At 39.3% G+C, this 11,111-nt stretch carries 8 protein-coding genes and 1 tRNA gene; 8 read left to right on the plus strand and 1 reads right to left on the minus strand.

Going from position 1 to position 11,111, the window contains the following annotated elements; translation table 11 throughout:
- Positions 1-110 precede the first annotated feature (110 nt).
- From ACT29I_RS19145 to ACT29I_RS19180, 8 genes are all read left to right on the plus strand, one after another.
- Positions 111-2,474, plus strand: a complete 2,364-nt coding sequence (locus tag ACT29I_RS19145; RefSeq protein WP_444794168.1) for a LysM peptidoglycan-binding domain-containing protein — start codon at positions 111-113, stop codon at positions 2,472-2,474.
- A gap of 262 nt (positions 2,475-2,736) precedes the next feature.
- A complete protein-coding gene (locus ACT29I_RS19150) occupies positions 2,737-4,695 on the plus strand; it encodes an ABC-F family ATP-binding cassette domain-containing protein (RefSeq protein ID WP_444794169.1) in 1,959 nt (652 codons plus the stop codon).
- 50 nt (positions 4,696-4,745) lie between these two features.
- Complete coding sequence (rlmB, locus tag ACT29I_RS19155; protein WP_430931436.1) at positions 4,746-5,486, plus strand: 23S rRNA (guanosine(2251)-2'-O)-methyltransferase RlmB; 741 nt, start codon at positions 4,746-4,748, stop codon at positions 5,484-5,486.
- A gap of 143 nt (positions 5,487-5,629) precedes the next feature.
- Entirely contained in the window at positions 5,630-6,700 is a 1,071-nt protein-coding gene (locus tag ACT29I_RS19160) for a uroporphyrinogen decarboxylase family protein (RefSeq protein WP_444794170.1), read from the plus strand.
- Positions 6,701-7,313: 613 nt separating this feature from the next.
- Entirely contained in the window at positions 7,314-8,798 is a 1,485-nt protein-coding gene (locus ACT29I_RS19165; RefSeq protein ID WP_430931438.1) for a phytoene desaturase family protein, read from the plus strand.
- A 26-nt stretch (positions 8,799-8,824) separates the two neighbouring features.
- Complete coding sequence (locus tag ACT29I_RS19170; protein WP_444794171.1) at positions 8,825-9,775, plus strand: phytoene/squalene synthase family protein; 951 nt, start codon at positions 8,825-8,827, stop codon at positions 9,773-9,775.
- 18 nt (positions 9,776-9,793) lie between these two features.
- Complete coding sequence (locus ACT29I_RS19175; protein WP_430931440.1) at positions 9,794-10,279, plus strand: hypothetical protein; 486 nt, start codon at positions 9,794-9,796, stop codon at positions 10,277-10,279.
- Between the two features lie 13 nt (positions 10,280-10,292).
- Positions 10,293-10,991 (plus strand): lycopene cyclase domain-containing protein, encoded by a 699-nt coding sequence (locus ACT29I_RS19180; RefSeq protein ID WP_444794172.1) that lies wholly within the window; start codon positions 10,293-10,295, stop codon positions 10,989-10,991.
- Positions 10,992-11,035: 44 nt separating this feature from the next.
- On the opposite strand, the gene ACT29I_RS19185 is transcribed toward ACT29I_RS19180, so the two are convergent.
- A tRNA-Asp gene (locus ACT29I_RS19185) sits at positions 11,036-11,109 on the minus strand.
- Between the last annotated feature and the right edge of the window lie 2 nt (positions 11,110-11,111).

Below are 11,111 nucleotides of genomic sequence, written 5' to 3' on the forward strand. Positions count from 1 at the left end.
TGTTGGAACAGATGTTGCAACAACTTTTTTTGTTTATGCCAACTTGCTTTTGTTTTGGTGGTACTCTTTTTATACTTTTGGAGGCACTATAATTCAGAATCGTAAATTCAATGATCAGAAAATCAATTATAAGCTGTTTGATACTTGTTGCATGTTTCCATATGTCGCCGCATATGTTGGCGCAAGCTGTTGGAAATGAAGGCGTTGCTGACAAAGTCATCGTGGATGGGAAAACCTATTATTTGCATATTGTGAAGAAAGGAGAGGGGTTTTATGGGATTGCAAAAAGGTACGGCGTGTCCCAAAAAGAAATCCACGAAGCGAACCCGGGCTCTATTTTTGGATTAAATCCCGGAGATATACTGCATATTCCGGTAATAGGTGGTAGAAATAGCAATACTGAAGAAATTAAAGAGTTGGGTGAGTTTATTTATCATACCATTGAAAAAGGACAAACCTTGTATTTCCTGTCCAAAAAGTACAATGTGAGCATTGATGAGATTAAAAAATATAATGTCGGTGCGGAAGGTAACCTTTTGATTGGTACTATATTTAAGATTCCGGTATCGAATTCAAAAGCTGAAAAAGATGATCCCGGGGCGACATATGTTTATCATGTGGTTAAGCCCAAAGAAACACTTTACGCAATCTCAATAAATTATAACACTAAAGTAGATACTATTATTAAATACAACCAGGCCTTGCAAAATGGTATTTTGGCCGTTGGTTCAAGTATCCGGATTCCAAAGGTTGAATCGGCGTTGTTAACCGAAGCAACAAAATATGATGCTGGCCAAACGCCCATGGAGGATAAACAGTATGTGTATCACAAAATCAAAAAAGGGGAAACGATATATTCGGTAAGCAAAAAATATAACGTTTCCCAACAAGATTTGGCAAGAAGTAATCCGGAGTTAAACCCTGATGGATTGCCGCTTGGCTATGTGGTAAGAATCCCTAAAGCCAAGGTCAGGAAACCTCAGCTGAACAGCAACAATCAAAAAGACGATTTTAAGGTTCATTCTGTCAGACGAAGAGAAACGATTTATTCCATCTCCCGAAAATATGGTGTACAAATAGCGGATATTGAACAAGCAAACCCTACATTGATCTTGACGAATATTCGCAAAGGAATGAAAATTAAGATTCCTACTTTGGACTACCTTGCCCGGAAAAGGGAAGAAAACAAGATGGAGGAATTGGTTGTGGAAGAAAAAATAACGGAAGATTTTGATACCATTTCTGTAGATTGCGCAGGTTACAATTATTATAAAAACAAAGAAGTGCTCAAAGTTGCCCTGCTGTTGCCGTTTGATATAGAAGCTACGCGTAAGGCAAATATAATCACAAAAATCGAGGAGGACGAAGAGATCGAAATCGAGAGGGAAGACCCTGTTCTTTCGCCACGTTCCCGTACTTTTGTCGAATTTTACGAAGGGGCTCTGTTGGCTGTTGACTCGTTGAAAAAGCAAGGTGTTAATCTGCAACTGTACGCATTCGATACTGCTCCTGACACCAGTAAGGTGAGGCAAATATTGGCCCGGCCCGAACTTAGGGCAATGGATCTTATTATAGGTCCAGCATATACCAGCAACTTAAAACTGGTATCAGATTTCTCGTTGAAGCATAAAATAAAAATGGTATATCCGTTGTCTAGTATAAATCCATTGCTTAACGAAAACCCTTATTTGTTCCAGGTAAACACTCCGGATAGTTTGTTATACGATAAATACTCGGATTACATTGTGAACCAAAGAGAAAACGCGCGTATTGTCGTGTTAAAATCCGCATTGCCTAGCGCTGATGAAAATAAGTTGGCCGCCTGGATTAAAAACAAGCTTTACCTTAAATATTTACCACGGGGAATGCAGCCCGACTTTATTGAAATCGCATTTTCGGAACAAGATGTTCAGGGCGTAGAAGCGATGTTGAGTCATGATAAAGTGAATGTAGTGGTTATACCTTCGCCTGATGAAGCGGATGTATCTAAAATTATAACCACTTTGCACGGGGTTTCCCAATCGACGGATGTGCAGGTTAAGTTAATTGGTTTTGGAAGTTGGTTAAGATTCCAGACGATTGATGCCGAGGAAATACATGACCTGGACACGCAAATATTAACTCCATATGTTTTGGACCACCAGAATGGAATGGTTCAAGACTTTACTTTAAAATATAGAACATGGTATCATACTGAACCGTTCGCGGTATCCCCATACTTTATTCGCTCAGGAAGAAATGTCAATTATTCGCGATATGGAATTTGGGGTTTTGATGTCATGTACTATTTTATGGGAGCGCAGGTTCGGTACGGTCATCAGTTTGAGCACTGTATATCCAATTATTCGGCTGAGCAAGTTCAGTTTAATTTTAACTTTAAGAGGCATGTGAATTGGGGCGGATTTTATAACGACGGTCTATATGTGATAGGTTTTGGTCCTTCTTTGGATATTTACAGAAAACCTTTGCGTTAGACGAAGATTTTAATGCGTTGTTATTTGTTAATTTAAAGCGTAGGATTGTAGGAGTTTTTTAGTCAAAAAAAGTATTGGAAATTATTGCGATGAGTGAAGGCATTGCCAGGTGCGCTTGGGTAATGCGGCAAGAAGCAATGATCATATCGTAATTTTTCCGGCTATCTTTGACAAGGCAAAAACCTGATTGGTTTTGGCTTCATCAAGTTTGTGTATGGGTAGAATCCCAGAATTTTGGTTTTTCATTATAGTTTTATTATAAATGGTTTCGGTAAATAAGTTGTCGGTTGAGTTTGGAGGCTTTACCTTATTTAAAGATGTGTCTTTTCTTGTAAATCCTAAAGACAAAATTGGGTTGGCAGGCAAAAACGGTGCAGGAAAATCAACCTTACTAAAAATATTGGCAGGTGTGCAGGTGCCCACAAATGGAACTCTATCTTGTCCAAAGGATGTAAGAATAGGTTATTTGCCGCAGCATATGAAACACGATGACACAGGCACTGTTTGGGAAGAAGTGGAGAAGGCCTTTGGCGAGCTGATAACATTGGAAAAGGAAATTGAGTCATTGAACGAGCAACTGGCCAACAGAACCGATTATGAATCGGAATCATACCTTGATTTGATCCATCAGGTGAGTGACAAAAGTGATCGCTTGAATATCCTTGGCGGTGCCAACTATGCATCGGGCATGGAGATTACCCTTAAAGGATTGGGTTTTGAGCGGGAAGACTTTACCCGCCTGACTTCCGAGTTTTCCGGAGGCTGGAGGATGCGCATCCAGCTGGCAAAGATTCTGTTGCAAAAACCAGACGTGTTTTTATTGGATGAGCCTACCAACCATCTCGACATTGAATCCATTCAATGGTTCGAGGATTTCCTGAAGAACTACAATGGTGCCGTTGTGTTGGTTTCGCACGACCGGGCTTTCCTGGATAATATAACCAAACGTACCATCGAAATCCAGATGGGGAAGATATATGATTACAAAGCTTCTTACACCAAGTATCTTGCCCTGAGAGAAGAGCGTAAGGAACAACAAATGGCTGCATATCGCAATCAGCAGAAGTTAATCGAGGATACCGAAAAGTTTATTGACAGGTTCAGGTATCAGGCAACAAAGGCGGTCCAGGTTCAGTCGCGCGTTAAGCAGCTCGAAAAACTAGACCGAATTGAAGTGGACGAGTTCGACAATTCAGCCTTACGCATAAAATTTCCTCCCGCACCACATTCAGGCAGTATTACGTTGGAAGGTAAACATGTTTCCAAAAGTTATGGTGACCTTCAGGTGCTGCACGATGTGGATTTCACGATTGAAAGAGGGGAGAAAGTCGCGTTTATCGGAAGGAACGGGGAAGGCAAAACGACCATGGCACGTATGATTATGAATCAGATTGGATATACGGGCAAGCTAAAATTGGGACACCAGGTAAAAATCGGATATTTCGCACAGAACCAGGCCGACCTTCTTGATGAAAGTCTTTCGGTACTCGAAACTATTGATCATGTTGCTGTAGGTGATATCAGATTAAAGATACGGGATTTGTTGGGGGCTTTCATGTTTAGTGGGGAAACAGTAGATAAAAAAGTCTCGGTATTATCCGGAGGGGAAAGGACACGCCTGGCTATGGTCAGGTTGCTGCTGGAGCCCGTTAACTTGTTGGTTCTGGATGAGCCAACCAACCATCTGGATATCCGATCAAAGGAGCTGTTGAAACAGACCGTGAAAGACTTTGAAGGTACCGTTGTAGTGGTTTCTCACGACCGGGAGTTTTTGGACGGTCTGGTTGACAAGGTGTATGAGTTCCGCAACAAAAAGATGAAGGAGCATCTGGGAGGGATATACGAGTTCCTCGAGCGAAAAAAGCTGGAGTCGCTGAAAGGATTGGAACAGCAGAAACCTAATGGTAAAGCTGCAAAAGCGAAGAAGGTGCAGCCTGTTAAACTGGATACTAAATTATCATACGAAGAAAGAAAAGAGATTAGCAAACGGGTAAAAAAAGCACAGCAGCAAGTGGAGAGGTGCGAAAAAAATATCGCTAATCTGGAAGAGGATATTACGGAGCTGGACAGGCTGATGCAAAATCCAAAAAATGCCAGTGACGCCGAGTTTGTGCGAAAATACCAAGCATTAAATTCTTCCTTAGAGAAAGAAATGGAACAATGGGAAAGTTGTCACCAGAAATTGGAAGAAGCTGAGATAGAAAAAAAGAAATTGGATTAAATAGCTGATTGATACTTACATGATAGGTTATCAATAATAAAAAAATAATTATGGCAGGAAAAAGTGATTTTTTATTCGGGATCAGATCGGTTATTGAAGCCATCCGTTCGGGCAAGGAGATTGAAAAAGTATTAGTGAAGAAGGGGTTGCAGGGCGAGCTTTATGAGGAATTGGTAGAAACCATGAAGGAGGCTAAAATTACCTGGCAAACGGTGCCCGTAGAGCGTATTAACCGGGCTACGCGCAAAAACCACCAAGGCGTTATTGCTTTTGTTGCCGCCATCACTTATCAGGACCTCGAAAATACGCTTATAGGCCTGTTTGAGGACGGTAAAAACCCATTGGTACTGGTGCTTGACGGAATTACAGATATCAGAAATATGGGAGCCATAGCGCGTTCTGCGGAGTGTGCCGGGGTTGATGCAATAGTAATACCGGAAAAAGGCGGGGCGCCCATAAACGCCGATGCGGTTAAAACTTCAGCAGGAGCTTTGCACAATATACCGGTATCAAGGGTAAAAAACCTATATAAATCAGTGGAGTATTTACAAAACTCGGGATTGAAGATAGTCGCCGCAACAGAAAAAGGCAGTGAAAATTACACCGATATTGATTTCACGGGTCCTACTGCCATTGTCATGGGCGCAGAGGATAAGGGGGTTTCGTCACAGATGCTGAAAATCTGTGATGCGGGTGCGAAAATTCCCATTGCCGGAACCATCGGATCGTTAAATGTGTCGGTAGCCGCAGGGATATTGGTTTATGAGGCGGTGCGACAGCGTGCTCAATAATGCTGGCGATGTTTTTAGCGTCTTTTGAACTGTGAATTTCTGACATTTAACACCTGTAATTTGTTTTTTCTCAAAATATTTATAAATTCGGGAGGTTTTTTACAGTGAAACTTGTATTTAACAATAGTTATAAAACATCATTTATGAACCACAAAGAAAGAGTTTTAAAAACTCTGAACAACGATGTTCCGGACAGGGTTCCTTTTTTTTATTGGGATGTACCGGAATTTGGTGAGAAAATGATGTCCTTCTTTGGTTTTACAAATCGCGATCAACTGCTGGAACATCTGGATGTTGACTTTAGATGGGTGGAGCCAAAATACGTAGGGCCTCAGTTAATTGATGAAAACAACAAGCGTAAAAAGGACATTTGGGGAGTGGGATATTCCCGTATTAAAAAAGGCGAATTCAGTTATTGGCAAGCTACGGACTTCCCGCTGGAAGGTGTGACTGATCCTGCAGCCTTGGATGACTTTAACTGGCCAGGCAACCAACTCTTCGATTTTAATTCTCTGGAGGCGCAGTTGGAAAAATATAAGGACTATGCTATCATGACAGCTCCCGGATATTCTTCTCCCGGCCTGTTTCGTATTGTGCAACGATTAATCGGGCGCGAGAGCTTTATGGAAATAATGATGTCTCACCCGAAATTTTTTAGGACATTGTGCGACAGGGTAATTGAGTTTTACAAAGCCTTTATTGATGAGTTTTTTGAAGTTTCAAAGGGAAGAATTGATTTTATTCGTGTAGCGGATGATTTTGGGTCCCAAACCGGATTAACCATAGGACAAGATCACTGGGAAAACTACATACGTCCTTCAATAAATGCCTTTACAAGCAAACCCAAAGCTATGGGGGCGCACTTTTATATGCACAGTTGTGGTGGTGTCCGCAAGTTATTGCCTAATTTTATTAGTGCCGGGGCCGAGGTGTTGGATCCTATCCAAACCAGAGCGGTGGGTATGAATCCGGAAGGGCTTAAAAAGGACTATGGGAAATTGATAACTTTCTGTGGCGCCATGGATGAAGAATTGTTGCTTCGTAAAGGCACCCCGCAGCAGGTGAAGGAAGGCGTGAAAAATTTGTTGGATGTGATGGCTCCTGGCGGACGCTTTATTCTGGGTCCAAGCCATAAAATTAAAGTTGAAACACCGGTTGAAAATGTAATTGCCATGTACGAGACTGCTCGAGATTGGAAGGCTAAAGAAAATTAAGATTTCATTCCTATTGATATTATTACCCGTTCATTGATTTGAACGGGTTTTTTTTGTTTATGCCGCATATGGCAAGTAGCCACTCAGTGGAAGTCCGCTATGGGTTAAGTAGCCAACCCTAAGTAGCGGGCAAGGTTGTCCATTGCGAAATGGATCTAGAAAAGATAAGTCAGGATTTTTGCCGTGTCAGATACTTTTGCCATGGAAAACATGCAGTCAACAGAACCATTGCTCCGACTATCCTCTTTTTTACTCAAACAACATAAATCCCATACATATAACGTATTATAGCCTATGTCTGCAAAGATTTAAAGGGGGCTAATCCATTCTTTCCAGTTGAATGCATTTTGTGTGTTGTTTAATATATATAAATTATACATGAACAAAAATAGTAGGGGTATGTTTAGTAAATGGCAGATCGACCTATTCCTATTGTTCAATTGATTCTTATTCCGTCGGTATTTTGAGGATGTATAACGATTTAAAACCTGGAAAATAAATGCAATTGGTACATACATGTTGTAAATTGGCTATATAATGTTTATAAACTAAATGAGTTGTAGATGTTTTATTAGGTAAATTAATGGATACTAACCTTAAAATTTGATATGAAATGAAAGATATTTCCCATAAGAAAGTTGCGATTATAGGTGCCGGTTTTTCAGGGCTTTCTGCAGCCAACTATTTAGCCAGCAAAGGTTGTGAGGTTAGCGTTTATGAAAGGCATAAGATGAGTGGAGGCAGGGCCAGGCAGTTTTCAGAGGCTGGTTTTAAATTTGATATGGGGCCCACCTGGTATTGGATGCCGGATGTTTTTGAACGTTTTTTCTCCGATTTCGACAAAAAACCAAGCGACTACTATAAACTCCTGCGACTAGATCCGGGTTACAGGGTTTTTTTTGGGCCAGATGATTTAATGGATATTTCGGCTGACTTGAAGGGGATTTATGCTTTGTTTGAAAAAGAAGAAAAAGGGGGTGGCGAATTTCTTAAGAAGTTTTTAAAATATGCTGGTTACAACTACAAGGTGGCCATGGATAAAGTGGTTTATATGCCGGGTAAATCACCCCTTGAGCTCATAACTCCAGCTACTGTAAAAAGACTTGGACAGTTTGTAAAATCTATCACCAAAATGGTTCGTTCCGGAGTGAAGAGTCATCGTTTAAGACAGGTATTGGAATTTCCCGTACTGTTTCTCGGTGCAAAGCCGCAAAATACGCCTGCTTTTTATTGCTTTATGAACTATGCCGATATGGTGTTGGGAACCTGGTACCCGGAGGGGGGGATGTACAGCGTTGTGCAAGCATTTGAACGGTTAGCTAAGGAAAACGGCATTGGACTGAATTTTAACTCTGAGGTTCAAAAAATTATTTCTGAGAATGGCAAAGTGAAAGGAATTATGGTAAACGGTGATTATAGGGAGGCGGACGTTGTTGTTTCCGGAGCCGATTATCACCATACAGAAACTTTATTGGAAAAAAAAGATAGAAATTACCGGGAATCCTATTGGAGTAAAAAGGTTTTTGCCCCGTCGGCCTTATTGTTTTATGTAGGTTTTAATAAAAAGCTAAAAAATTTGGAACATCATACTTTGTTTTTTGATACTTCGTTCAATCAACATGCATTTAGTATATATGATTCAAAAGAATGGCCCAAAAACCCTTTGTTTTACGCTAGTTTCCCTAGTATGACCGATAAGAGCTGTGCTCCGGAAGGTAATGAGTGTGCCATATTTTTAATTCCTATCGCAACAGGCCTTAAGGATTCAGCTGAAATTAGGGATAGGTATTTCGAAGAAATTATACGACGGCTTGAAATGATTACGCAACAATCTGTTAAAGATAATGTTGTACTTAAGAAGTCATACTGTGTTAACGATTTTAAAACAGATTACAATGCTTATGGTGGTAATGCATATGGTTTGTCAAATATTTTAAGACAAACTGCATTTTTAAAACCTAAATTACAAAATAAAAAATTAGCAAACATGTTCTACACCGGTCAGTTAACAGTTCCTGGTCCGGGTGTGCCTCCAACAATTATTTCGGGTAAAATAGTATCTGACTTGGTTACCCAATACTTGAATAAGATTAATTAGTTATAGTTAGTAAAAAAGACAGCTTGATGGATAATAAAGATTACGATAATGCGATAGGGGTGGTGGCAGCAGAAAATAATATCAAGACTGTCCCTGAACTTATAATTACATATAAAAAAGAGATTGAGAAAAACAATAAGAATAAATTACTTTTTGATAAAGTAAGTTATCGATGTAGTAAATTGGTAACACGATCCTACAGCACCTCCTTTAGTATTGGTGTTAGGTGCTTAAATTCCGCTATACGTCAGGCCGTTTATAGTATTTATGGGTTTGTTCGCTTTGCGGATGAAATTGTTGACTCCTTTCATCAATATAACAAGGTAAAATTACTGGATGATTTTGAAAGCGATTTATATAAATCATTATCCGAAGGAATAAGTCTAAACCCAATATTAAATTCTTTTCAACACACCGTTAAAAGATACGATATACCAGAAGAATTAATACAAGCCTTCCTGAAGAGTATGCGGGCCGATTTATACAAGACATCTTACAATGAGCTCGAGCTGAAGCAATATATTTATGGTTCGGCCGATGTGGTTGGACTTATGTGCCTTAAAGTTTTTGTTAATGGGGATCGTCAAATGTACGATGATTTAAAACATAGTGCTACCAAGCTGGGTTCTGCTTTTCAAAAGGTAAATTTTCTGCGTGATGTTAAAGACGATATGGAAGAATTGCATAGGGCCTACTTTCCGCAACTGCGTCATTCTAAATTGGAGGAGGGCAGTAAAAATGAAATACTGAAGGACATTTACCATGATTATAGGATCGCCTTGAAGGGCATAAAGAAACTACCTAAAAACGCTCGGCTAGGCGTTTATATTGCCTATGTCTATTATTTGGGATTGACTAAAAAAATTGAGCGGACAAAAGCGGAAGAATTGATGAAAAAGCGGATAAGAATTTCTAACTTGCGTAAAGTCATTTTGTTGGCAAAAGCTTATATTGTTATAAAGATTGGATTGTTTTAATTTTTTAAAGATAAGGTGATGCAGATTTATTTTTTAATATTGATTGGCACCGCAACATTTGTTTTTATGGAAGGGGTGGCCTGGTTTGCTCATAAATACGTTATGCACGGTTTTTTGTGGAACTTGCATGAGGATCATCATTTTCCGAAAGAGATACATCGGAGTTCTTTCTTTGAAAAAAATGACTGGTTTTTTGTGATTTTTGCTATTCCCTCAATGATTTGTTACATTTTGGGGAGTTTGTTGCCCAGCAATGTTCTTTTGAGTGTAGCTATTGGTATTACTGTATACGGGTTCGCATATTTTATCTTTCATGAGGTTGTTTTTCACCGCAGACTAAAGTGGTTGAAAGGTTGGAAACCTACTTACGTTCGTTCGGTTATATTGGCACATTCAATGCACCACAGGCATCATTCTCCGGAGCATGGGGAGTGTTTTGGTTTGTTAATATTCCCATTTAAATATTTTAAGCAGGAGAAGCTGAAGAAGAAACAAAAAAATTAAACAAGGATTTATTATGAGTTTGTATTTCTGGATTCTAATATGCTCCGGTTCGATTCCTTTTTTGTATAGTTTCCACCCTAAATTAAAGTTTTATAAGTATTGGCCTTCTTTATTTACCTCTATTTTATTAGTTGCTATTCCATATTTAATTTGGGACTATTTTTTTACTGAAAACCGTTATTGGGGATTTAATGAAAGTTACTTAAGTGGATATTACATATTTAATCTTCCGGTAGAAGAAGTATTGTTTTTTGTCGTGATTCCTTATTGTTGTGTTTTTACGTTTCATTCCTTAAAACACTATTTTCCTTTTTTAAGTTTCTCAAAGAAGATAACCGCTACACTTGCAACTTTGTTATTGATAGCTTCTTTTTTAATTGTAATGGGGTTTTCTCATTTGCCATATACCATTATTAATTTTTCAAGCTTGGTATTTGTATTAATTCTGGCATTTATTTATGATTGGAAGTTGTTAAGTGTTTATTTCTGGGTGTTTCCCGTAATATTGATTCCCTTTTTTATCGTTAATGGAATATTGACCGGGTTCGGAATAGAAAATGAAATCGTTTGGTATAGCCCCCATGTTTTTATGGGGATAAGGATTCTTACTATTCCGTTGGAAGATATATTTTATGCTTTCTCCCTGGTATTATCCAATCTGTTTTTGATGGAAGTCCTGCAAAGAAAAGTTAAAATGCTACGTTGTCAGTGATTATAAACAAAAAGAAGGGAAACAAAAACTGCTTCCCTTCTTCGCGGTCTGGACGGGACTCGAACCCGCGACCTCCGGCGTGACAGGCCGGCATTCTAACCAGCTGAACTACCAGACCAA

It is taken from the genome of Saccharicrinis sp. GN24d3, from assembly GCF_052400645.1.
In the GTDB taxonomy this organism is placed as follows: Bacteria; Bacteroidota; Bacteroidia; order Bacteroidales; family Marinilabiliaceae; genus Saccharicrinis.

What these genes read in the sequence shown, in the direction of transcription:
- ACT29I_RS19145 (WP_444794168.1), top strand. Translation starts at nt 111, where the DNA reads ATGATCAGAAAATCAATTATAAGCTGTTTGATACTTGTTGCATGTTTC.
- ACT29I_RS19150 (WP_444794169.1), top strand. Translation starts at nt 2,737, where the DNA reads ATGGTTTCGGTAAATAAGTTGTCGGTTGAGTTTGGAGGCTTTACCTTA.
- rlmB (WP_430931436.1), top strand. Translation starts at nt 4,746, where the DNA reads ATGGCAGGAAAAAGTGATTTTTTATTCGGGATCAGATCGGTTATTGAA.
- ACT29I_RS19160 (WP_444794170.1), top strand. Translation starts at nt 5,630, where the DNA reads ATGAACCACAAAGAAAGAGTTTTAAAAACTCTGAACAACGATGTTCCG.
- ACT29I_RS19165 (WP_430931438.1), top strand. Translation starts at nt 7,314, where the DNA reads ATGAAAGATATTTCCCATAAGAAAGTTGCGATTATAGGTGCCGGTTTT.
- ACT29I_RS19170 (WP_444794171.1), top strand. Translation starts at nt 8,825, where the DNA reads ATGGATAATAAAGATTACGATAATGCGATAGGGGTGGTGGCAGCAGAA.
- ACT29I_RS19175 (WP_430931440.1), top strand. Translation starts at nt 9,794, where the DNA reads ATGCAGATTTATTTTTTAATATTGATTGGCACCGCAACATTTGTTTTT.
- ACT29I_RS19180 (WP_444794172.1), top strand. Translation starts at nt 10,293, where the DNA reads ATGAGTTTGTATTTCTGGATTCTAATATGCTCCGGTTCGATTCCTTTT.